Raw genomic sequence first — 22,390 nt, 5'->3', positions numbered from 1 at the left:
TGCGACGCCGATGCGACGCCGATGCGACTCCGAGCGCGGGGCGTGCGGGCCGCATCAAGACCCGCCGTCCACGCAGGCGTCGGGATCAGCCGGTGTTGCGCAGGCCGGCCGCGATCCCGTTGATCGACAGATGAATGCCGCGCCGCACGCGTTCATCGGTAGTACGGCCGTCCGCCGCGGCGGAACGGTGCCGCTTGATCAGTTCCACCTGCAAATGATTCAGCGGATCAAGATAGGCAAAGCGGTTCTTGATCGAGCGCGCCAGCAGCGGGTTGCCTGCCAGGCGATCCTTCGCGCCGGTGATCGCGCCGAGGCTGGCAACGGTTCTCTCGTGCTCGCCGACGATGCGCTTGAAGATGCTGTTGCGCAGGCGCTTGTCGCCAACCAGTTCGGCATAGCGCGATGCGACCGCGAGATCGGTCTTCGCCAGCACCATGTCCATGTTCGACAGCAGGGTGGCGAAGAAGGGCCATTCCTTGACCATGGTGCGCAGCAGGTTGATGCGGCGTTTCTGCTCCTTGCCGTCTTCGCTGTCGTTGAGCCAGGCGTCCACCGCGCTGCCGAAGCCGTACCAGCCCGGCAGCAGCAGCCGGCACTGTCCCCAGGAGAAGCCCCAGGGAATGGCGCGCAGGTCTTCGATGCGCCGGCTGGCCTTGCGCGAAGCCGGGCGCGATCCGATGTTGAGTTCGGCGATTTCGGCGATCGGCGTGGCGGCGAAGAAGTAGTCGGTGAAGCCGGGCGTGTCGTAGACGAGGTTGCGGTAGGCGCGATAGGCGCGGTCCGACAATTCCTCCATCACCTCTTCGAACACCGCCTGCTTGCGTGCCTGCCTGCCGGCGGATTCGCTCGGCATCAGGCTGGCCTCTAGCGTCGCCGCGACCAGCAGCTCCAGGTTGCGCCTGCCGATCTCGGCATTGGAAAACTTGGAGGCAATGATTTCGCCCTGTTCGGTCAGGCGGATCTGGCCGTTGACCGTGCCGGCCGGCTGCGCCAGGATCGCTTCATAGCTTGGTCCGCCGCCGCGGCCCACGGTGCCGCCGCGGCCATGGAAGAGGCGCAGCTTGACGCCGGCATTGTCGAACAGCTCGATCAGGCGGGTCTCCGCCTTGTAAAGCTCCCAGTTCGAGGTGAGGAAGCCGCCATCCTTGTTGGAGTCGGAATAGCCCAGCATGACTTCCTGCAGTTCGCCCTGCTGCGTAATCAGGCTGCGCACCTGGGGAATCGCCATGAAGCGCTGCATGATGTCGGCCGCGCAGCGCAGGTCGGGGATGGTCTCGAACAGCGGAATCACCATCAATTCCATCCAGGGAGTCGCGGGCGCCTTCGATGCGCCTTGCCAGGCACCGTGCAGCAGGCCGGTCTCCTTCTGCAGCAGCAGGACTTCCAGCAGATCCGACACCGTTTCGGTATGGGAAATGATGTAGTTGCGGATGGCACGCTGGCCGTAACGTTCGCGCACTTCGCGCGCGGTGCGGAAGACGGCGAGTTCCGAGACGGTTTCTTCCGTATAGTCGAGATAGGGCGAATAGAGCAGGCGCGGCTTGCCCAGTTCTTCCAGCAGCAGCTCGACCTTGGCGTCTTCCGAAAGGCCGGCATAGTCCGGCGCCATTTGCGCGCGCGAGAACAATTCCGCGAGCACTCGTTCATGCACGTCCGAACTCTGCCGCAAGTCGAGCGTGGCAAGATGAAAACCGAAAATCTCCGAGGCGCGCTTGAGCGCCGCCAGCCGGGGCTTGATGAGCGCGCCGCCGTGATGGCTGCGGAGCGAATCCGCAATCACCTGCAGGTCCGCGGTGAATTCGGCCGGCATCGAGTAGGGCGCGGCGCCGCCGACTTCCTGGCGCAGCACATGCGCCGCGCCGAGCGAGCGCGCGGTTGCTGCGAGGCGGGAATACAGGCCGATCAGGGCGCGGCGGTAGGGTTCATCCATCCGGTGCGAAGACTGATCGGGCGACTTGCCGGCCAGCGCCTGCAATTCCTCGCTGACGCCGACCAGGAGCGTCGACACCGACAGCTCGGCGCCAAGCGCATGCACTTCATCGAGGTAGAAATCGAAGATCGCCGTCGACTGGCGGACCAGGGCATGCTTCATCGTGCCGGCGTTGACGTTCGGATTGCCGTCGCGGTCGCCGCCGATCCAGCTGCCCATCTGGACGAAGGCCGGCAGTTCGCGCTCCGCGACATGCCGCTGCGGGAACTGGGCCGCGATCTCGGCTTCGATATCGTCGTACAGGCCGGGCAGTTCGCGCAGGAAAGTGATCCGGTAATAAGACAGCGCGTTATCGATCTCGTCCGCAACGGTGAGCTTGGTATAGCGCAGCATCCTTGTCTGCCACAGCGTTGCCACGCAGGCATGCAGCAGCTGCGTGTTGCGCGCCAGTTCCCGCGCGGTCAGCGGCAGGTCGCGTTCGGCCAGCAGCCGGGCGATTTCACGTTCTGCATCCAGGATGCTCTTGCGCTGCACTTCGGTGGGATGGGCAGTCAGGACCGGTGAAATCAGGGCTTCCTTGAAGAAGCCGCGCACGGCAGATCCGGGAATGCCGGCATCGTCGAGACGGGCCAGGGCCCAGGCAATGCTGCCGCGCTGCGGGGCTGAGCCGGCCAGCAGATGGGCACGGCGGCGGCGGTTATGGTGCTGGTCCTCGGCAATGTTGGCCAGATGGGAGAAATAGGAGAAGGCGCGCACGACCGATACCGTCTGGTCGCGGGTGAGCTTTTTCAGCATGCGGTTGAGTTCGGTGCCGGATTGGGCATCCGATTCGCGCCGGAAGCGCACCGCGGTCTGCCGCACCGTCTCGACGACCTGGAAGACGGCGTCGCCTTCCTGTTCGCGCAGCACGTTGCCGAGGAGACGTCCGAGCAGGCGGATGTCTTCCTTCAACGGCGCGTCCTTGTCGATTGCCTGCTTTGCCGGACTCGCCGGGATATTCGCTTGTCTTGCCATGTTGAATACTTGTCTGAGAGAAGGATACCGGCTGTTCGCCGCGGGTTTGCCTGCATGTGCATGCTAAAATCTGCGCGCTGGTCAGGCCAGCGCCTATGAATTGAAAGAGCCCGTCGTGAAAGTTTCCCCTCCGTCCAAGTTAGTGATCGCCTCCCGCGAGAGCCGTCTCGCCATGTGGCAGGCCGAATATGTCAGAGCAAAGCTGTCGGCATTATATCCGCAGTGCAGCATCGAAATTCTGGGCATGACCACCAAGGGGGACCAGATACTGGACCGCACCCTGTCCAAGGTCGGCGGCAAAGGCTTGTTCGTCAAGGAACTGGAAGTGGCGATGGAGGAGCGCCGCGCGGACCTGGCAGTGCACTCGCTCAAGGACGTGCCGATGGAACTGCCCGACGGCTTTTCCCTGGCCGCCATTCTTGAGCGCGAGGACCCGCGCGACGCCTTCGTGTCGAACGATTATGCCTCCCTCGACGAACTGCCGGACGGCGCCGTGGTCGGCACCAGCAGCCTGCGTCGCCAGGCACTGATCGCGGCCCGTTATCCAGGGCTGGTCATCCGGCCGCTGCGCGGCAATCTCGATACCCGTCTCGGCAAGCTCGACCGGGGCGAGTATGCCGCAATCATCCTTGCCGCCGCCGGCCTGAAGCGCCTTGGACTGCCGCAGCGCATCCGCGCCCTGATCGAGCCCGAGCAAAGCCTGCCGGCGCCCGGACAGGGCGCCATGGCCATCGAAGTGCTTGCAGGGCGCGACGACCTGATGGAACTGCTGGCGCCGCTCAACCATGAGGCGACGGCACAAGCGGTGCGCGCCGAGCGCATGGTATCCCGGGTTTTCGGCGGCAGCTGCCAGATTCCGCTGGCCGCGTTCGCCACGGTCGACGGCCAGGGCGCGATGCATCTGCGCGCAATGGTGGGCACGCCGGACGGCAAGCGTATTGCGACTGCCGAGGTGAACGGCGACAGCAAGCTGCCGGAAAGCGTCGGGCAGCAGGTGGCCGCGGCGCTCGGCGCGAAGGGCGCGGAAGACATTCTTGCCGCCTGCAGGGCCATGGACGCCGGCTGAACGAAGATTGCCGGAGCGGCGGCTTGCCTGCGGCCCGACCGCGCTCCGCAACTTCGGCGTTAATCCCACCAGGAACCAGCCATGATCGACCCGCGGCTCCATCCCGTCGTTATCACGCGGCCTCTGGAACAGGCAGGGCCGCTCGCGCACCGCGTTGCCGGGGCCGGACGCAATGCGGTCATTTTCCCCTTGCTGGAAATCCATCTGCTTGACGACGAGACCGCGCTGAAGAAAACGCTGTGCGCGCTCGACAGCTATGCGATGGTGGCCTTCGTCAGCCCGAACGCCATCAACGCGGCCATGCGGCATATCGCAGAATGGCCGCCGCAGGTGCCCATCGCCGTGATGGGCGAAGGCAGCAAGGCCGCGCTTGCCGAACATGGCATTACATCCGCCAACCGCAGCATCCTCAGTCCAAGAGACGCTCGCCGCACCGATTCGCAGACCCTGCTGGAAGTCCTTGATATCGAGGCCTTGCGCGGCAGGCGCGTGCTGATCGTACGCGGCGAGAGCGGCCGCGAACTGCTTGCCGATGCCCTGCGCGCGCAAGGAGTCGAGGTCGAACAGCTTGCCGCCTACCGGCGCACCGCGCCGCGCCTTGACGAGGCGGCAAGGCAGCAGCTGCGGTCTCTCGTGATGCATGCGGCCGACTGGCTGATCACCAGCTCCGAAGCCCTGCGCATTCTTCTGAAGCTTGTCGGCGAATCAATGGGCGAAGAAGGAGTGGTTAAAATGCAACAGCAAAATATCTACGTGCCGCATGTCCGCATCGCCGAAACCGCGCATGCGCTCGGTTTTCTCCATGTCGTCGAGACAGGTTCCGGCGACGATCAGCTTATAGCCGCGTTACAATTCCGAGCATGAACGAATTGCCATCCTCCGACAGCGGGGCCTCCGCATCGACGAATTCAACTGCCAGACCCGACGTGGTCATGCAGCCTGCGCCCGTGCGCGGCGACAGTGCTGCCAGGGTGGAGCAGGTCCGCAAGCTGGTCTTCGCCGGTCTCGGCGGTTTGGCCTTGCTGCTGCTTGCCCAGTGGTGGGCCAGCCAGCGCGAGATCAGCGGCCTGCGCGAAGAATTGGCGCTGCGCCTGAAGACCGGCGACAGCCTCGCCACCGAAACCCGCGTGATGGCCAAATCCTCGCAGGATACGATCAGGGAGCTGCAGGCCAAGGTCAATGTCCTGGAAAGCAGGCAGACCGAATCGCAGAGCCAGCAGCTTGCGCTCGAACAGCTCTACCAGGAACTGAACCGCAACCGCGACGACTGGGCGCTGGCCGAGATCGAACAGGTATTGTCGACCGCCAGCCAGCAATTGCAGCTGGCGGGGAACGTGCAGGGCGCCGTGATCGCCTTGCAGAATGCGGATAATCGCCTGTCGCGTTCCGACAAGCCGCAGTTCATCGTGATACGGCGCGCCATCGCGAAGGACCTGGAGCGACTCAAGGCCCTGCCGGCCGTCGACCTGACGGGCATCGCTTTGCGCCTCGACAGCATCATCGGACAGATCGACTCGATGCCGCTCCTGTCCGACGAGAAGCCGGTGGTCAGCGCAAGCCAGCCGAGGACTTCGCGCCGCACGCAGCAGGCCTCCGGTACATCCGCGGGCGGGAATGGCGGCACGGACTGGATCGCCTCCCTGGAAAACGTCTGGAACAGCTGGACCAGCGAAATGTGGAGCGAAGTCCGCCAGCTGATTCAGGTGCGCCACGTCGACAGCCCCGACGCGCTGCTGCTGTCGCCGAGCCAGTCTTACTACGCTCGCGAAAACCTGAAGCTGCGCCTGCTCAATGCCCGTCTCGCCCTGCTGACGCGCAATGAGGCCGCATTCCGCAGCGACCTGATCGGCGCGCAGGATTCCATTGCCAGATTCTTCGATACCCGCGCGAAGCAGACCCAGACCACCCAGGCGCTGCTGCGCCAGGTCCAGGCAAGCAACCTCTCAATCGAAATGCCGACGCTGGCGGATAGCCTGAACGCGGTGCGCAACTACAAGGCCAAACCATAACAATGCGCGTCTTCATCACGATCGTCATCCTGTTCGCGGTCGCCATCGGGCTGGCGGTGGGCGCGCGTTTCAACCCCGGTAACGTGGTGTTCTTTTACCCGCCATACCGGATTGACATGTCGCTCAACCTGTTCCTGGCGCTGGCGCTGGCATTGTTCATGGTGCTGTATACGATCATGAACGCGATACGCAGCACCCAGCAGATGCCGCAGCGGGTTGCCGCCTATCGGCGGGAGAAGCGGGAACGCGAGGGAAACCGTGCGCTGCGCGACTCTCTCAAGGCGCTGTTTGAGGGCCGCTTCGGGCATGCGGAGAAAGCTGCCTCTCGCGCTTCCGAGTCCGAGGAAAACGCCGGTCTGTCGGCATTGATCGCAGCGCGCGCCACCCATCGCATGAACCAGACCGAACGGCGCGATGCCTGGCTGTCACGGGTTCAGGATCCGGCGCTGAAAACCGCTCGCCTCATGACCGCGATCGAATTGTCGACCGATGAGCACGATCCTGCTTCCGCGCTGGAAGCGGTGCGCGAGCTCAACTCGAGCGGCACGCGCCATATTCATGCGCTGCGACTGGCCTTGAAAGCCAACCAGCGTGCCAAGGACTGGCCGGAAGTGCTCCGTCTCGTACGCCTGCTCGACAAGCGCAATGCCTTGCATCCTGCGCTGTCGCGTCGCTTGCGCGAACTGGCCTACGAGGATCTGCTGTCGACCCAGGCGCATGATGCGGAATCGATTCGCCGCGTATGGTCGGCAATACCGGCGGAGGATCGCTTGCAGCCATATGTCGCTGTCCGAGCCGCCAAGGCATTCAATGCCAAGGGCTTGCATGATGAAGCGCGCAGCGTGGTGGAGAAGGCGCTCGCCATCGACTGGGACGAACGGCTGGTGCGCGTCTACGGCGACTCGGCCGCGGCGGAAGGGTCGGCAGCATTGCTGGCGCAGATTGAACATTGCGAGCAATGGTCGAAGGCGCATCCGACCGATCCCGAACTCGCACTGACGCTCGGCACGCTTTGCCTGCGCCAGAAGCTCTGGGGCAAGGCACAGCGGCACCTGGAGCAGTCGCTTTCACAAGCCATCGATATGGATACCGTGCGCCAGGCACATCTCAAGCTGGCGCAGCTGCATGAGGCATTGAATCAGACGGATCAGGCCGCATCGCATTACCGGCAATGCGCGCTCGCAACAATTCTCTAAATTCGCTGGCCGTCTCATGGGATGGCCCCAGATAACGAACACCAAAGCTCCGATTCCCTGTTCAGCCCGGTGTAAGCCAGGGCAGGTATGCTTGCCGCCATTTGATGCTGCACAGGAACTCCCTGTCGCCATCCGCAGGCAGGCGATGAATATCGCTATAATTCGCGGATTCCGGATTTTTTTACCTTTTGAGAGTGCAACATGAGCCTGAAGCAAGTGCCTGCCGGCCGCAGTCTGCCGGACGACTTCAATGTCGTCATCGAAATCCCCATGAACGCCGATCCGATCAAGTACGAAGTGGACAAGGAAACCGGCGCCATTTTCGTCGACCGTTTCATGGGCACGGCGATGCATTATCCCTGCAACTACGGTTACATTCCGCAGACCATTTCCGATGACGGCGATCCGGTCGATGTTCTGGTCGTCACGCCTTTCCCGCTGATTCCCGGCGTTGTCGTACGCTGCCGTCCGGTCGGCGTGCTGAAGATGGAAGACGAAGGCGGCGGCGATGCCAAGGTTCTCGCCGTTCCGGTCGACAAGGTGCTTCCCATCTATACGCACTGGCAGAAGCCGGAAGACATCAATGACCTGCGCCTGCAGCAGATCCAGCATTTCTTCGAGCACTACAAGGATCTGGAAAAGGGCAAGTGGGTCAAGGTCGACGGCTGGTATGGTCCGGAAGAAGCCAGGAAGGAAATCCTGAGTTCCGCCGCGGCTTACGAAAAGCTCCAGAAAGACGAGTAATCGCCCCGGTCTGGCAAATCAGATTCGTTCTGGCAAAAGCGCACCCGCAGGTGCGCTTTTTTATTTTGCGAAGCCCAGCCTCGCCGCGAAACGATGACCGAACTGGTTCAGCGCGAGCCCGCAGATCACCAATGCGCCGGCAAGAATTTTCCACCACTGCAGTGCTTCACCCAGCACCAGCGCCGCACTGAACATGCCGATCACGGGCACCAGCAGGGTGAAGGGCGCGATGGTGGCAGTTGGATACCTGCGCATCAATACCGACCAGATGCCGAAACCCAGAACCGTGGTCGGATAGGCCTGGTACAAGACCGCTCCGGCTGACAGCCAGTTCAGCTGAGCGACGGCCGCCGCCATGGCCGCCGGCCCCTCGACCAGCAGCGATACGCCCAGCAGCGGCGGCGCGGCCAGCAAGGATCCCCAGGCGACCAGGGCAAGCGCATCGACCTTGCCCATGCGCTTGGTGAAGATGTTGCCGATGCCCCAGGAAAAGGCGGCCGCGATCACCAGAAAAAAGCCGAGCACGGTGGCGCGCGCATCCAGTTGCGATGCCACCAGCGCCATGCCGGAAAAGGCGACCGCCGCGCCCGCCAGCTGCATTTTCAATGGACGCTCACCTAGCACCGTGACCGCCAGGCCGATCGTGAAGAAGGCCTGCAACTGGATCACCAGCGAAGCCAGACCCGGCGGGAAACCGAGTTTCATGCCGCAGAACAGCAGACTGAACTGGATGGCGAACTGGAAGGCGGCATAGCTGGCGAGCAGCCGCCAGGATACGGCGGGCCGTCTGATGAAGAGCACCAGGGGCAGCGCCGCGAAGAGAAAGCGCAGCGCCGTGAACAGGATTGGCGGCAATCCTTGCAGGCCCAGCTTTATGACGACGAAATTGAAACCCCAGATCACAACGACCAGCAGAGCAAGGAAGATGTCGAAAGTCTTCATGGAAGCGCATTTGAGAGAGGCGGTCTTGCATTCTATTGTTTCCAGATATTGATTAAAGTAGGATCTGGAAACAGATTATTTTTACTGGGAAAAAATGTTCGACCTCCAGCGCCTTGCCGTATTCGCAGCGGTAGCCGACACCATGAGCTTTTCGCTCGCTGCGGCGCGGCTTGATGTGTCGACCTCCCATGTTAGTAAGCAGATCAGCGCGCTCGAGGAAGAGCTTCATTCGCGCCTGCTGCATCGAACCACCCGCAGCATCAGCCTGACCGAGGCAGGGCACATTTTCCACCAGCGCTGCAAGGCGATCCTCTCGGATATTGCTGCCGCCGAACAGGAGGTGCTGCGGCGTCACGAATCGCCGCAGGGCATGCTGCGCGTGACCGCGCCTCCCAATCTCGCCAATGCGCGTCTGGGCGACATCGTCGAGTCCTTCATGTCTAAATATCCCGACATCGAGCTTGACCTCATCCTGTCCAACCGGTTTTTCGACCTTGCCGAAGAGTCGATCGATATCGCGTTGCGAGTTGTCGACGATATCCCGATGAACGTCTATGCAAGACGCTTGTGCCGCGTCGGCTGGAGTCTCGTCGGCAGCCCGGACTATCTGAAGCGGCGCAAGCTGCGGGATATCGGCGACCTGTCGAATCTGGATTGTCTTTTCGATACCGCAATGTCGCCGCGCGACATGTGGATCTTCAGGCGCAACGGGCAGGTGCGGGAAATCCAGGTCAGTCCACGGGTGCGCTGCGGCAATAGCGAATGGCTACGGCAATGCGCGTTGCGTCGGATGGGCGTGGCGCTCCTTCCGGACTTCATGATCGAAGACGATCTCTCGACGAAGCGGCTGGTCAGGGTGCTTCCCGATTATCAAGCCATGCCGCAAAAATGGCTGTACGGCATCTATCTCCCCAACCGCTATCTCGCCTCCAAGGTAAGGCTGTTTCTCGATGCGGTCGAACACGGCTTGCAGCAGGCTGCGTGAGCATGCGCTTGCCGGACTCGGCACAGGATGGATGACTGCGCGGATCAATGCGCGGAAGCCTGTGCGCCAACTCTCAACTTCGCCCCGACTGCGCCGATAACGATTGCAGAACCATCGTGCCGCCATGCAACCCGGCATCGACATTTCCAAGGCTATGGGTCATCATAGGTTTATCGGCGTACGCATACTCAGGAGCCTCAAGTGGTTTTCCAAAATACGGTCCAGGGCCGGTCCGACCTTGCCGCAGGCGGCAATCAGGAAGACACAGCGCTGCTGGCACGTGACCGTCTGCTGAAGAAAATCAGCGACGAGGCGGATCTGCCGGCACTAGGCAGCTCCGTGTCAAAGGTTGTGCAGATGACATCGTCGGATGACGAGGCGGTGCGGAACCTTGCCCACTTCATTCTTTCCGACGCGGCTCTCACCCAAAAGATCTTAAGGATCGCCAACACGGTGTCCTACCGGACAGCGTCCGGCGCCACCGTCACCACGGTCTCCAAGGCCATCTTCCTGCTCGGGTTCGATGTCGTCAAGACCAGTGCGCTTGCCATGGTGCTGGTGGACCGCATGTCGTCGAAGCATGCGAAGGATGTCCGCACCGAACTCAATCATGCCTTGTGCGCCAGCATTGTCGGCCGCGAGATGGCCAAGCGCAGTCAATACAAGGATCCGGAGGAAGCGGCGATCGCATCGCTGTTCAAGAACATTGGCCGCCTGCTGGTCGCTGCCCACGATCACCGGCTCTACGGCGATATCGCGAAACTGGTGGAAAGCGGCAAATTCACGCCGGCACAGGCATCGATGCAGGTGCTCGGCTGCAGCTTCGATCTGCTTGGCGAATCCGTGCTGCGTGAATGGAATATCCCTGAATCCATCGTGCATGCGCTGGCATCTCCTCCGGCGGGCGTGCTGAAGCCGGCCAAGGCCAGGCAGGAATGGCTGCAGCAGGTGGCCGCGTTCAGCTCCGCCTCGGCCCGTCTGATTCCCGCAATGAATGATCCGGGGCAGGAGGCCGCCGGCAAGGCCGTGCTCACGCGATTCGGTCAGGCCCTCGGTCTCGATCATGCCAAGCTGATCCAGTTGTTCGCCAGCGTCGCGGAACACACACGACTGCTTGCCAGCAATGCGGAGCTGCCCATGCAGTCCGAGGAAGAGTCCGGCACGGTGGGGGTGGAAATGGATGGCGCTGCAGAAGATGATGATGGCGGCCTGCCGGACGAGCTGTTGATGGCGGCGCCGGGCGACGCTGCCTCCTTGCGGGCCGTTCAGCGCCATGCCAGCGGCAAGCCTTTCAATGCGCGAGATCTCTTGCTGGCCGGCGTCCAGGATGTGACGCAGATGATGGCTTCAGGCAGGTGCAAGGTCAATGACCTGATGCTGCTCGTACTGGAGACACTGTACGGCAGCATGGGCTTCCGTTTCGCGACGATCTGCCTGCGGGATACCCAGGCAGGCCAATTCCGGGCACGGATCTCCATGGGCGACAACTACGCGGAACGCCAGGCCGGCTTTGTTTTTCCCTGCGCATCGACGCGTGATCTTTTTCATCTCGCCATGGAAAATGACGCAGACCTGATGATTTCGGATGCGAGCGCGCCGAAGATCCGCAATCTGCTTCCCGACTGGCACCGGCGCCTGCTGCCGGATGCGCGCAGTTTCATTGTGCTGCCGCTGGTGGTGAACAAGAAGCAGATCGGACTGTTCTATGCGGATCGCGAACAGATCGCGCCCGAAGGCGTGCCGACCGATGAAACGGCATTGATCAAGACTCTCAAGGGGCAGATCCTTACCGCCTTGCAGCAGAGATGACGCGGGGTCAACGCAGCAGCAGGAAGGCCGCCGCGGCCGCCGTCATGCACGCTGCAGCGGCGGCGATGCTCCTGCCGCTCATGCGGGAGATATTCGTGCCAACCCGGTTTGCCGATGGTGCCTCGACGGAGGCGAGAGGCTCCCGCATGCGTTGGCGTGCGCGCTTTTCCTTCAGAAGATAACGCTTGATATCCACCGCCATCTGGTCGGCATCCTGATAGCGTTTCTCTGGGCGCTTGTGCATTGCTTTCGAGACGATGTCGGCCAGCTTCTCCGGCACGCGCGGATTGATGTCGCGTGGCGATGGAGCGGCCTTGTGAATGATCTGCTGCAGCAGTCTGTCTGTGCGGTCGGCATGGAACGGCGTCCGGCCGGTCAGCATTTCATGCATCACCGCGCCCAGCGAATAAATGTCGGTACGATGGTCCACCGGCTTTCCCGCCGCCTGCTCCGGCGACATGTATTGCGGCGTACCCAGCAGCTCATTGTCGCGCACCATCGTGTAGGGTTCGTACTGTGATGCCAGGCGATCGGCAATCCGGTTCGGCGCCCTGGCGATGCCGAAGTCGATCAGCTTCGGCTGGTCGTCGTCGGCGAGAAAGATGTTGGACGGCTTGATGTCGCGGTGTATCACGCTGCGCTGATGCGCATGGTGAAGGGCCGCGGCGACTTTCCATGCAATGGCGGCAGTGTCATCGGCGCTGAAGCGGCGCCCCTGTTCAAGCACGCGATGCAATTCCTTGCCTTCGAGGTATTCCATCGCGACGTAAGTCGTTCCTGCTTCGCTGGACGCTTCGTAGATCGTGACGATATGCGGATGCGACAGGCGCCCGGCAGCGCGCGCCTCGTTGATGAAATGCTGCTCGAAGCGCGCCTTTTCCGACAGGCTCAGGCGTGGATTGAAGGTCTTGATTGCCACATCCCGGTCGATGACCGGATCATGCGCAAGATAGACGCAGCCGGCGGTGCCGCGGCCGAGCTCGCGAATCACGCTGAACCGGCCGATGCGGCTGTTGGCGGGCTGGCTCGGTGCGAAGGCAGAGGAAGAGGGCGTCGGCATGAGGGGAAAGCATGCCGTGAAGTGCGGTTTTGCGCAAGGGCGGAGGCGCCTATGACCGCCTGAACGGATTATGTTCGTTCAACTCGTCGATATAGGCATCGATGCCGTCCGCCTCCTGGGCCAGGAAGCGCTCGATCGCATCCGCGAAGGCCGGATGCGCGAGCCAGTGCGCGGACCAGGTTTTCTGAGGAAGGAATCCGCGCGCCATCTTGTGCTCCCCCTGAGCGCCTCCTTCAAAGCATTCGATCCGGTTGGCGATGCAGAACTCGAGCGGCTGGTAGTACGCGGTTTCGAAGTGCAGGCAGGGCAGATGCTCGATGCATCCCCAGTAACGGCCGTAAAGCGTCTTGTCGTCATGGATCAGCAGGGACGAGGCGATCGGCCTGCCATCGCGTTCAGCCTGTACCAGCAAGATGTTGCGCGGCATGTCGGCGCCGATGCGGCGGAAAAAGTCGAGATTCAGATAAGGAGTCGAATAATGCTCCGCATAGGTATGGTCGTAGCAGCGTTTGAAGAATCGCCAGTCAGCTTCACTTGCATCCAGGCCTCGAATCTGGCGAAAGCGCACTCCGGCTTCCTCGACCTTGCGGCGTTCGGCGCGGATATTCTTGCGCTTCTTGCGGTCCAGCGTCGACAGGAACTCTTCAAAGTCGCGGTATCCCTGGTTCAGCCAGTGGAACTGTACGCCGGAACGCAGCATGAAGCCTGCCTCCTGCAGGACATGTGCCTGCTGTTCGGGCGGGAACAGGATATGGGTGGAAGAGAATTCATTCGTCTGCTGCACTTCAAGCAGCGCCTGCACCAGCGCGGCGCCGGCTTCAGCGGAGCGCGCCAGAAGCCGGTTGCCGGATACGGGTGTAAACGGAATGGCCGACAGCAGTTTCGGATAATAGGCCAGGCCGTTGCGGCGGTAAGCATCCACCCATGCCCAGTCGAATACATATTCCCCGTACGAATGGGCTTTCACATAGAGCGGCATTGCCGCTTCAAGCCGGTGTTCAGACTGCAGCAGAAGGAATTGCGGCTGCCATCCGGATTTTGCCGAAGCCGAGCCTGATTCATGCAAGGCGTCAAGAAAAGCGAAGGAGAGAAAGGGATTGGAATCTTCCTGGCTTTTCACCAGATCATCCCAGGCGTCTCGTCCTATTTCCGAGAGAGAAGAAACAATTTGCGTGCGATAATTCACTATGAGAATTTCAATATTTCGTCCACCGGCGGCAGCTTTTCATCAAGCACTTTGGAAGTCGGCTCATGTAGTGCTAGCGCATGATGTGTTGCAAGATTTGCTTCCATGACAACAGCAAGATTGACTTCGGTTCATTGTACGCAAAAAACATCAGGCAGTTTTAAGAGCCTGACGAGCCCTTCGAGTTCAAGGGGGCCGGCTTTCGCCGCGGCCTTGCGGGAGGACCTCGAACAGGACACGGCAGGTTTGCGGGAATCAAGGACACCGGAACGTCTCTCGTGTATCTTCGCTGGAAGAACGTGGTACGGCTAGTTGTGTTGTGATGTCGTGGTAGCAGATATCAGAGCAAACGCAATGATTGCAGGATCAACCGAGCCGCTGCCGTACCGGAATGCTGCCGACAGCCGCGGCATTGCAAAGGCAGGGGGCGATTGCGCACAATATCAAATCAATCTGAACGATTTATACATGAAGGAGCTGTTATGAAGCTGGTTACTGCAGTCATCAAACCTTTCAAGCTGGATGAAGTGCGCGAGGCTCTGGGCGAAATTGGCGTCACGGGCCTGACGGTTACCGAAGTCAAGGGCTTCGGAAGGCAGAAAGGGCACACTGAGCTGTATCGTGGCGCCGAGTATGTCGTTGACTTCTTGCCGAAGGTGAAAATCGAGGCTGTCATCGACGACAAGCAAGTGGATCAGGCAGTGGATGCGATTATCAAGGCGGCGCGTACGGGCAAGATCGGCGACGGCAAGATCTTCGTGCGAGACGTTGAACAGGTCATCCGTATCCGCACCGGTGAAACCGGTCCGGACGCCGTATAAGGTATCAAGCCGTGTTGGATAAGCGTCGCGAGCGGGTCGGCATTCCGGGCCACACGGCAGCTTATCAAACACCGCATAGGCCTCGTCGATTTTTTACGCAGTGCTTGCCGCTCCTGCTGTTTGACAGGAGCAGGCGGGCATTGACAAAAAATTCCCGGGTCGAGCTATTCCCCTCGCTGCGGCGGATCAGTCCAGCCGCACACCCCTGTGCCAGGTAAGAATACGCGCGAGTGAAATCGACATGGCGCTGGTCCACAGTGCAAAATCCGGCGGAATGCCCACCTTTTGCATCAGCAGGTACATCCAGCAACCCGCAAACGAACAGATGGCATAAGGCCTGCCGTCCCGCAGCACCATCGGCACTTCATTGCAGACGATGTCGCGCAGAATTCCGCCGAATATGCCCGTGATGACTCCCATCATGGATGCAATGAAGAGCGGCATGCCGGCCGCCAGTGCCTCCGATACTCCGACTATCGAGAACAGGCCGAGGCCAAGTGCGTCGGCGATGATGATAAGACGCTCGGAGATGACCCGGCGCAGGGTCCGTATCGCCGGTGCCGAAATCAAGGCGAGCACGAAAATCAGAACCGCGTACTCCTGGTGGGTCACCCAGAACAGCGGCCGCTTGTCGAGCAGGATGTCGCGCAGGGTGCCTCCGCCAAACGCGGTGATGAAGGCAATGGTGAAGATTCCCACCACATCCATGCGCTTCCTGCGTGCTTCAATGAAGCCGGAAAACGCGCCTACCAGGATGGCGATGATTTCAAGTGCCTTGATCAGTGACATGCGCGCAATCCGAAATAAGAGGTGTCGGCATGATAATGGCGCGGCGGGGGAATGCAAACAGGAAAAAGCGGATACGCTGCCGGCTGCAGTCATGCCGATCTCAAGTCATTGCACTCCCAAATGAGATCGATGGTTTTCTGCCCGGCAAGGTAGGGCAGCTCAGGTGGAAACTGCTCTCGGAATATTGAATGGCGAGCGCAAGGCAGCCAGCCGGAAAAGACGCGGTTTCATGTGACCGAATGGAATCGGTGCAAGCCAGGCGTCATGCCTTGAGCAGCACCACCAGGGCGCCGGCGCCGCCGTCGGCGGCGCGCGCCTGGCAAAAGGCGATCACTTCCTCCTTTTGGATCAGCCAGTTGCGTACCTTATTCTTCAGCACCGGTTCCCGGTTCACCGAACCGAGGCCCTTGCCATGGATGATGCGCACGCAGCGCGTGCCGCGCTTGACGGCCTGGCGCAGGAATTCCGCCAGCGCTTCCCGGGCTTCCTCGCGGCGCATGCCGTGCAGGTCGAGCTGTGCCTGGATCACCCAGTGGCCGCGGCGCAGCTTGCTCAAGGTATCGCGCCCTATGTTGCTGCGCGCGTAGCTGAGGGCTTCGTCGGTGTCGAGCAGGGTATCCACATTGAATTCATCCGACCAGGATTCTTCCAGCGCCGCCTGTTCGTCGGCGAGATGCTGGTTGGCGATCGGCAAGGGCCGCGGCGGGGCAAGCTCGGCTTTGTCCGAGCGGGGGAGGGGAGCAACGTCACCGATGGCGCGCCGGAACAGATCGGCATCGCGGCGGCTTTCCTTCTCCCGGCGCAGGCGCTCTTCTTCCGCCGCCTTGCGGGCTTCTTCCTGGGCCTTGATTTGTGTGCGCAGCGTTTTCAGCGCCGCGAAATCCTTGATGGGGCCAGCCATGATGGGTATATCCTTGTCCGTGTTCATCGGTGTAAAGCGTAAAAGGCATCCGACGGACACGGATTCTGCAGCTTGATGCCAACGTCCGGCACGCCCGAGCGTGCCACGGAATTACGCTTCCAGGCTTTCCAGGTAACGCTGGGCATCCAGTGCCGCCATGCAACCGGTGCCGGCGCTGGTGATGGCTTGCCGGTACACATGGTCCTGCACGTCGCCGGCTGCGAACACGCCGGGAATGTTGGTCGCGGTTGCCATGCCTTCCAGGCCGGTCTTCGTCTTGATGTAGCCATTATGCATATCAAGCTGGCCCTCGAAGATGCCGGTGTTCGGCTTGTGGCCGATCGCAATGAACAGGCCGTGCACATTGACCTTGCTGATGCCGCCGTCCTTGGTCGACTTGATGCTGATGCCTGTCACGCCGCTGTCGTCGCCGAGCACTTCCTCGAGCGTGTGGTCCCATTTGACCTCGATCTTGCCTTCCGCAACCTTGGCCATCAGGCGGTCGATCAGGATCGGCTCCGCGCGGAACTTGTTGCGGCGATGAATGACCGTTACCTTGGTTGCAATATTAGACAGATAGAGCGCTTCCTCGACCGCGGTGTTCCCGCCGCCGACCACGGCCACTTCCTGGCCCTTGTAGAAAAAGCCGTCGCAGGTGGCGCAGGCGGACACACCCTTGCCCATGAAGAGCTCTTCCGACGGCAGGCCGAGATACTGGGCCGAGGCGCCCGTTGCAATGATCAGCGCGTCGCAGGTGTATTCACCGGAATCGCCGATCAGCCGCATCGGCTTCTCGTTCAGTTTGGCGGTGTGGACATAATCGAAAATGATTTCGGTATTGAAGCGCTCCGCATGCTGCAGCAGGCGCTGCATCAGTTCGGGACCCTGCACGCCCATGGGGTCGCCCGGCCAGTTCTCGACGTCGGTCGTGGTCATCAGCTGGCCGCCTTGTTCAACGCCGGTGATGAGCACCGGTTTCAGGTTGGCGCGTGCGGCATAGACGGCGGCGCTGTAACCGGCGGGCCCGGAGCCGATAATCAGTACATGGGCGTGTTTGGTGGTTGCCATAGCAGTGTGCAGAGTAAGGAATTGACAGACAGGCTTCGAGATTTCAAGTCTTGAGTTGCGAGTTTTGAGCGGCCGGCGCCGGCCAGAAGGCATCGCCGCGCTGCTCACAGCACGGATATGTCGCCAAAAGGCAAAATTTCAATGGCGTATCAGTATTGCACCCGAAAAACTGGTTAAGATTATAGACGAACCTGCCTTGCGGGTCCGAGCGTCGCCCGATTCCGCGCCTCCCCGCCCAGACGGCATTCCAGAATTGTCCCGTGTTATGACCCGAACAAGCCAAGCCTATACCCGCAACACCAAACCGACGGAAACCAATCCCATGCCCAACCGGCTGGTGCGGCTGCTGTCCGAAGCGCGCTGGTTCCTGCTGACCGTCGTCACCGTCTACCTGATCATTATCTTTCTGACATATTCGAAAACCGATCCCGGTTGGTCGCAAGCCAACGTCGTTTCGCACCTCAGCAACTGGGGCGGACGCATCGGCGCCTGGCTGGCGGACCTGATGCTTTTCATATTCGGCATCTCGGCATGGTGGTGCTGCGTGTTCCTGCTGCGCTCGGTCTGGAAGGGCTATCGCCGGCTGTCGCAGCGTTTTCTTCTCCAGATCGAGCCCGAGCCCGAGCATCATCATGAAGTGTGGGTGCGTGCGGTCGGCTTTGTCCTGATGCTGCTGGGCAGTGTCGCGATCGAGCACTTGCGCATGTATTCGCTGAAGGCGCAGCTGCCGCGCGCGCCCGGCGGCGTGCTGGGCGAACTGATCGGCGCCGCCGCTCAGGCGGCCTTCGGTTTCACTGGCGCGACGCTGTTCCTGCTGCTGCTGTTCGGCGTCGGGTTCAGCCTGTTCTTCCAGGTGTCCTGGCTGAATGTCGCCGAGCGTATCGGCGCGGTCATCGAGATTGCCGCCACCCGCATCCAGACCCTGTATTGGGCAAGGGAAGACCGCAAGGCCGGCCAGGTTGCCGCCGAAAAGCGGGAAGAAGTGGTGGTGCAGGAACGGGCCAAGATCGTCGAGGCGCCGCCGATCCGCATCGAGCCGCAGGTGGTGGCCGTGCCGAAGTCGGAACGGGTGGAAAAGGAAAAGCAGGTATCCCTCTTCGCCGACCTGCCGGACACCAATCTGCCGCCGCTGTCCTTGCTGGATGAGCCGCCTGCGGCGCAGGAGACCGTCAGCGTCGAAACGCTGGAATTCACCAGCCGCCTGATCGAGAAGAAACTGTCGGACTTCGGCGTGGAAGCGAAGGTTGTCGCGGCCTATCCCGGCCCTGTGATCACCCGCTACGAAATCGAACCCGCGACCGGCGTCAAGGGCAGTCAGATCGTCAATCTGGCGCGCGACCTGGCGCGCTCGCTGTCGCTGACTTCGATCCGCGTGGTCGAAACCATTCCGGGCAAGAATTACATGGGCCTGGAACTGCCCAATCCCAAGCGCCAGATCGTGCGCCTGACGGAAATCCTGGGTTCCAAGGTCTATAACGACAGCGCCTCCAGCCTGACGGTGGCGCTCGGCAAGGACATCGCCGGCCATCCCATTGTTGCCGACCTGGCGAAGATGCCGCACCTGCTGGTCGCGGGCACGACCGGTTCCGGCAAGTCGGTGGGTATCAATGCCACCATCCTGTCACTGCTGTACAAGTCGGATCCGAACAATGTGCGCATGATCCTGATCGATCCGAAGATGCTGGAGATGTCGGTGTACGAAGGCATTCCGCACCTGCTGGCGCCGGTGGTCACCGACATGCGACAGGCCGGCCATGCGCTGAACTGGGCGGTGGCCGAGATGGAGCGCCGCTACAAGCTGATGTCCAAGCTGGGCGTGCGCAACCTCGCCGGCTACAACAACAAGATCGCTGAAGCGGAGAAGGCCGAACAGAAGATCCCCAATCCCTTCAGCCTGACGCCGGATGCGCCCGAACCGCTGGAAAAGCTGCCGACCATCGTCATCATCATCGACGAGCTGGCGGACCTGATGATGGTGGTGGGCAAGAAGGTGGAGGAACTGATCGCCCGTATCGCCCAGAAGGCGCGGGCGGCCGGCATTCACCTGATCCTCGCGACCCAGCGGCCATCGGTCGACGTCATCACCGGCCTCATCAAGGCCAACATCCCGACGCGCATTGCATTCCAGGTCAGCAGCAAGATCGACTCGCGTACCATCCTTGACCAGATGGGCGCCGAAACACTGCTCGGCATGGGCGACATGCTCTACATGCCGCCGGGTACGGGCCTGCCGGTGCGCGTGCACGGCGCCTTCGTCTCGGATGACGAGGTGCATCGCGTTGTCGAACACCTCAAGGCCCAGGGGGAACCGAATTACATAGAGGGAATCCTAGAAGGAGGCATTGCCGAGGAGGGCGGAGATGCCGTGCCTGGCGGTGAAGGCGCCGGCGCGGGCGGCGGCGAATCCGATAATCTCTATGATCAGGCCGTCGCCGTCGTGCTGAAGAACCGCAGGGCATCGATCTCCCTGGTCCAGCGCCACCTGCGCATCGGCTACAATCGCGCTGCCCGCCTGCTGGAACAGATGGAACAGAGCGGTCTGGTTTCCACAATGCAATCCAACGGCAACCGCGAGATCCTTGTGCCGGCGGGAACGACTCAGGAATAGGACAACGACATTGAACAGATTGACCCGATCCGATACATCGCCATTCAAAACGGTAACAAAGGCTGCCCGCCTGCTGGCGGCTTTTGCTTTTGCGGTTCCTGCCTTGGCCCATGCCGCTGCACTCGAACAGTTCAAGTCCTTTGTCGGCACGACCAAGTCGGCGAAGGGCGAATTCACCCAGCGCCAGGTCAAGATGGCGGACGGCAGCGCAAAGGTGTCGAACGAATCCAGCGGCACCTTCCTGTTTGCGCGGCCAGGCCGCTTCATCTGGACTTATCAGAAGCCGTACGAGCAGCAGCTGCAGGCCGACGGTGAAAAACTCTATATCTATGACAAGGACCTGAACCAGGTGACGGTCAGGGCGCTGGGCAACGCGCTCGGCTCTTCTCCTGCAGCCATCCTGTTCGGCAGCAATGACCTCGAGAAGAATTTCACCCTGAAGGAGGCCGGCACCAAGGACGGCCTGGAATGGCTGGAAGCCACGCCGAAATCCAAGGACACCACCTTCGAGCGCATCGGCATCGGCCTGAAGGATGGCGTGCCGGTGGCAATGGAACTGCGCGACAGCTTCGGCCAGGTATCACTGCTCTCATTCAGGAAGTTTGAAAAGAACCCGCCGATGGCCGCCGACCAGTTCCGCTTCACCGTGCCCAAGGGAGCCGACGTCTTCCAGCAGTAGATTGCTCAACGCCGGCGGCCGATGACAGTGGCAGAGATCGCAAGACCTGAATGCTTTAGCAAACAGCTGCGAACACCTGCAAATACCAGCGGCCGCCTTTGACAAGAAGAAAGGCGGGCTCAACCCGTCCAGACAAATGAACAACATTCCTCTCGCCGAACGGCTCCGTCCCCAGTCGCTTGACGATGTGATCGGCCAGCAGCACCTGCTCGGCCCGGGCAAGCCCCTGCGCGTCGCATTCGAATCCGGCGAACCGCATTCCATGATCCTGTGGGGTCCGCCGGGCGTGGGCAAGACCACGCTTGCCCGGCTGATGGCCGACAGCTTCAATGCCGAATTCATTGCCCTGTCCGCTGTCCTGTCCGGCGTCAAGGATATTCGCGAAGCGGTCGAGCGCGCCCAGGTTGTCCGCGCGAACTCGGGCCGGCGCACCATTCTCTTCGTCGACGAGGTGCATCGCTTCAACAAGAGCCAGCAGGATGCCTTCCTGCCCCACGTGGAGAGCGGCCTCTTTACCTTCATCGGCGCAACCACCGAGAATCCCTCCTTCGAGGTCAACGGCGCGCTGCTGTCGCGTGCGGCGGTGTATGTCCTGAAGTCGCTGAGCGACGACGATCTCGACGCGCTGGTGGACCGCGCCTGCATCCAGGAGCTGGATGGGCTCGACTTCACGCCCGAGGCCAAGTCGACGCTGATCGCCAGTGCCGACGGCGACGGGCGCAAACTGCTGAACAATCTCGAAATCGTGTCCCGCGCCGCCGCCGCCGGCGGGCAGCAGGAGGTCGATGAAGCGCTGCTGGCGACCGCGCTGGCGGAGAACCTGCGCCGCTTCGACAAGGGCGGCGATGCCTTCTATGACCAGATCTCGGCATTGCACAAATCCGTGCGCGGATCGAATCCGGACGCCTCGCTGTACTGGTTCGTGCGCATGCTCGACGGCGGCGCCGACCCGCGTTACCTGGCGCGGCGCGTCATCCGCATGGCGGTGGAGGATATCGGTCTTGCCGATCCGCGCGCCCTGCGCCTGTCGCTCGATGCCGCTGAGACCTATGAACGCCTCGGTTCGCCGGAAGGAGAACTGGCGCTTGCCGAAGCCGTCGTGTATCTGGCCTGCGCCGCCAAGTCGAACGCCGTCTACAACGCCTACAATGCGGCCCGTGCTTTCGTCGCCAAGGACAAGTCGCGCCCGGTGCCCGAGCATTTGCGCAATGCGCCGACCAAGCTGATGAAGGAACTCGGCTATGGCAAGCTTTACCGTTATGCGCATGATGAACCGGATGCATACGCGGCCGGAGAAACCTACCTGCCGGATGGCATGCGCGAGCCTGGCTGGTATCAGCCGACGCCGCGCGGACTGGAGGGCAAGATCGGTGAAAAGCTCAACCATTTGCGGGCCCTCGACCGGGAAGCCAGGAAGAACGAAAAGAAATAAGCGAGGCAAGCCGCCATCGCTATTGCGGCGGAGTACTGGCGAGGGGACGCTGGGTGCCGGATGGAAGAGTCGGCTTTGATTGGCGAGGCTCAAGTCCATCGGCTTGCCGATCCGGCGGGAAAACCCTGCGCGCTTGGTACAATGGCGTTTT

At 61.6% G+C, this 22,390-nt stretch carries 19 protein-coding genes; 12 read left to right on the top strand and 7 right to left on the bottom strand.

Annotated elements, in window-relative coordinates:
* Positions 1–85 precede the first annotated feature (85 nt).
* A complete protein-coding gene (ppc, locus tag FH061_RS06750; protein ID WP_151634292.1) occupies positions 86–2,944 on the bottom strand; it encodes a phosphoenolpyruvate carboxylase in 2,859 nt (952 codons plus the stop codon).
* A 115-nt stretch (positions 2,945–3,059) separates the two neighbouring features.
* Between ppc and hemC the strand changes: the two genes are divergently transcribed.
* The 5 genes from hemC to ppa all read left to right on the top strand — a co-directional run bounded on the left by hemC (position 3,060) and on the right by ppa (position 7,959).
* On the top strand, positions 3,060–4,010 hold the full coding sequence (gene hemC / locus FH061_RS06745; protein ID WP_151634290.1) for a hydroxymethylbilane synthase: 951 nt from the start codon (positions 3,060–3,062) through the stop codon (positions 4,008–4,010).
* 81 nt (positions 4,011–4,091) lie between these two features.
* Positions 4,092–4,874 (top strand): uroporphyrinogen-III synthase, encoded by a 783-nt coding sequence (locus FH061_RS06740; RefSeq protein WP_151634288.1) that lies wholly within the window; start codon positions 4,092–4,094, stop codon positions 4,872–4,874.
* Positions 4,871–6,019, top strand: coding sequence for a uroporphyrinogen-III C-methyltransferase (locus FH061_RS06735; RefSeq protein ID WP_192804946.1), 1,149 nt, complete (start codon positions 4,871–4,873; stop codon positions 6,017–6,019). Before FH061_RS06740 ends, FH061_RS06735 begins: the two co-directional genes overlap by 4 nt.
* 2 nt (positions 6,020–6,021) lie before the next feature.
* The gene (locus FH061_RS06730) at positions 6,022–7,215 is read left to right on the top strand and encodes a heme biosynthesis protein HemY (RefSeq protein WP_151634286.1); all 1,194 of its coding nucleotides are present in this window, start codon (positions 6,022–6,024) and stop codon (positions 7,213–7,215) included.
* Positions 7,216–7,416: 201 nt separating this feature from the next.
* Entirely contained in the window at positions 7,417–7,959 is a 543-nt protein-coding gene (gene ppa / locus FH061_RS06725; protein WP_151634284.1) for an inorganic diphosphatase, read from the top strand.
* Positions 7,960–8,019: 60 nt separating this feature from the next.
* Here ppa and FH061_RS06720 read toward each other — a convergent pair whose 3' ends face one another.
* A complete protein-coding gene (locus FH061_RS06720; RefSeq protein ID WP_151634282.1) occupies positions 8,020–8,901 on the bottom strand; it encodes an EamA family transporter in 882 nt (293 codons plus the stop codon).
* A gap of 94 nt (positions 8,902–8,995) precedes the next feature.
* Here FH061_RS06720 and FH061_RS06715 point away from each other — a divergent pair, with 94 nt between their 5' ends.
* Together FH061_RS06715 and FH061_RS06710 are read left to right on the top strand one after the other, a co-directional pair.
* Entirely contained in the window at positions 8,996–9,886 is an 891-nt protein-coding gene (locus tag FH061_RS06715; RefSeq protein ID WP_151634280.1) for a LysR family transcriptional regulator, read from the top strand.
* A 201-nt stretch (positions 9,887–10,087) separates the two neighbouring features.
* Entirely contained in the window at positions 10,088–11,695 is a 1,608-nt protein-coding gene (locus tag FH061_RS06710) for an HDOD domain-containing protein (RefSeq protein ID WP_151634278.1), read from the top strand.
* 7 nt (positions 11,696–11,702) lie between these two features.
* Here FH061_RS06710 and FH061_RS06705 read toward each other — a convergent pair whose 3' ends face one another.
* The gene (locus FH061_RS06705; protein ID WP_151634276.1) at positions 11,703–12,755 is read right to left on the bottom strand and encodes a serine/threonine-protein kinase; all 1,053 of its coding nucleotides are present in this window, start codon (positions 12,753–12,755) and stop codon (positions 11,703–11,705) included.
* Positions 12,756–12,804: 49 nt separating this feature from the next.
* Positions 12,805–13,941, bottom strand: coding sequence for a GNAT family N-acetyltransferase (locus tag FH061_RS06700; protein ID WP_151634274.1), 1,137 nt, complete (start codon positions 13,939–13,941; stop codon positions 12,805–12,807).
* 354 nt (positions 13,942–14,295) lie between these two features.
* Here FH061_RS06700 and FH061_RS31460 point away from each other — a divergent pair, with 354 nt between their 5' ends.
* Together FH061_RS31460 and FH061_RS06695 are read left to right on the top strand one after the other, a co-directional pair.
* Complete coding sequence (locus tag FH061_RS31460) at positions 14,296–14,427, top strand: hypothetical protein (protein ID WP_264158729.1); 132 nt, start codon at positions 14,296–14,298, stop codon at positions 14,425–14,427.
* Positions 14,424–14,762 carry a P-II family nitrogen regulator gene (locus tag FH061_RS06695; RefSeq protein WP_151634272.1) on the top strand — a complete coding sequence of 113 codons (339 nt, stop codon included), beginning with the start codon at positions 14,424–14,426 and terminating at the stop codon, positions 14,760–14,762. The genes FH061_RS31460 and FH061_RS06695 overlap by 4 nt, the downstream gene beginning before the upstream one ends.
* A gap of 186 nt (positions 14,763–14,948) precedes the next feature.
* Here FH061_RS06695 and FH061_RS06690 read toward each other — a convergent pair whose 3' ends face one another.
* The 3 genes from FH061_RS06690 to trxB all read right to left on the bottom strand — a co-directional run bounded on the left by FH061_RS06690 (position 14,949) and on the right by trxB (position 17,520).
* Positions 14,949–15,551 carry a trimeric intracellular cation channel family protein gene (locus FH061_RS06690; RefSeq protein ID WP_151634270.1) on the bottom strand — a complete coding sequence of 201 codons (603 nt, stop codon included), beginning with the start codon at positions 15,549–15,551 and terminating at the stop codon, positions 14,949–14,951.
* A 262-nt stretch (positions 15,552–15,813) separates the two neighbouring features.
* Positions 15,814–16,452, bottom strand: a complete 639-nt coding sequence (locus tag FH061_RS06685) for a Smr/MutS family protein (RefSeq protein ID WP_192804945.1) — start codon at positions 16,450–16,452, stop codon at positions 15,814–15,816.
* Positions 16,453–16,563: 111 nt separating this feature from the next.
* Positions 16,564–17,520, bottom strand: coding sequence for a thioredoxin-disulfide reductase (gene trxB, locus FH061_RS06680; RefSeq protein WP_151634268.1), 957 nt, complete (start codon positions 17,518–17,520; stop codon positions 16,564–16,566).
* Positions 17,521–17,785: 265 nt separating this feature from the next.
* Here trxB and FH061_RS06675 point away from each other — a divergent pair, with 265 nt between their 5' ends.
* The 3 genes from FH061_RS06675 (at position 17,786) to FH061_RS06665 (ending at position 22,239) form a co-directional block, all read left to right on the top strand.
* The gene (locus FH061_RS06675; RefSeq protein WP_151634266.1) at positions 17,786–20,128 is read left to right on the top strand and encodes a DNA translocase FtsK; all 2,343 of its coding nucleotides are present in this window, start codon (positions 17,786–17,788) and stop codon (positions 20,126–20,128) included.
* Positions 20,129–20,147: 19 nt separating this feature from the next.
* Positions 20,148–20,807: an outer membrane lipoprotein chaperone LolA gene (gene lolA / locus FH061_RS06670; protein ID WP_192804956.1), complete on the top strand. Its 660-nt coding sequence runs from the start codon at positions 20,148–20,150 to the stop codon at positions 20,805–20,807.
* A 136-nt stretch (positions 20,808–20,943) separates the two neighbouring features.
* Positions 20,944–22,239, top strand: coding sequence for a replication-associated recombination protein A (locus FH061_RS06665; RefSeq protein WP_151634262.1), 1,296 nt, complete (start codon positions 20,944–20,946; stop codon positions 22,237–22,239).
* Positions 22,240–22,390 lie beyond the last annotated feature (151 nt).

This window comes from Noviherbaspirillum aerium, from assembly GCF_008929045.1.
GTDB classification, from domain to species: Bacteria; Pseudomonadota; Gammaproteobacteria; order Burkholderiales; family Burkholderiaceae_D; genus Noviherbaspirillum; species Noviherbaspirillum aerium.
This window is presented reverse-complemented; position numbering and strand designations above follow the sequence as displayed.

Coding starts and splice junctions, on each gene's coding strand:
- FH061_RS06735 (WP_192804946.1), top strand. CDS start 4,871: ATGAACGAATTGCCATCCTCCGACAGCGGGGCCTCCGCATCGACGAAT.
- FH061_RS06690 (WP_151634270.1), bottom strand. CDS start 15,551: ATGTCACTGATCAAGGCACTTGAAATCATCGCCATCCTGGTAGGCGCG.
- FH061_RS06675 (WP_151634266.1), top strand. CDS start 17,786: ATGACCCGAACAAGCCAAGCCTATACCCGCAACACCAAACCGACGGAA.
- FH061_RS06720 (WP_151634282.1), bottom strand. CDS start 8,901: ATGAAGACTTTCGACATCTTCCTTGCTCTGCTGGTCGTTGTGATCTGG.
- FH061_RS06695 (WP_151634272.1), top strand. CDS start 14,424: ATGAAGCTGGTTACTGCAGTCATCAAACCTTTCAAGCTGGATGAAGTG.
- ppa (WP_151634284.1), top strand. CDS start 7,417: ATGAGCCTGAAGCAAGTGCCTGCCGGCCGCAGTCTGCCGGACGACTTC.
- FH061_RS06685 (WP_192804945.1), bottom strand. CDS start 16,452: ATGGCTGGCCCCATCAAGGATTTCGCGGCGCTGAAAACGCTGCGCACA.
- FH061_RS31460 (WP_264158729.1), top strand. CDS start 14,296: ATGATTGCAGGATCAACCGAGCCGCTGCCGTACCGGAATGCTGCCGAC.
- FH061_RS06705 (WP_151634276.1), bottom strand. CDS start 12,755: ATGCCGACGCCCTCTTCCTCTGCCTTCGCACCGAGCCAGCCCGCCAAC.
- FH061_RS06740 (WP_151634288.1), top strand. CDS start 4,092: ATGATCGACCCGCGGCTCCATCCCGTCGTTATCACGCGGCCTCTGGAA.
- FH061_RS06730 (WP_151634286.1), top strand. CDS start 6,022: ATGCGCGTCTTCATCACGATCGTCATCCTGTTCGCGGTCGCCATCGGG.
- trxB (WP_151634268.1), bottom strand. CDS start 17,520: ATGGCAACCACCAAACACGCCCATGTACTGATTATCGGCTCCGGGCCC.
- FH061_RS06715 (WP_151634280.1), top strand. CDS start 8,996: ATGTTCGACCTCCAGCGCCTTGCCGTATTCGCAGCGGTAGCCGACACC.
- ppc (WP_151634292.1), bottom strand. CDS start 2,944: ATGGCAAGACAAGCGAATATCCCGGCGAGTCCGGCAAAGCAGGCAATC.
- FH061_RS06665 (WP_151634262.1), top strand. CDS start 20,944: ATGAACAACATTCCTCTCGCCGAACGGCTCCGTCCCCAGTCGCTTGAC.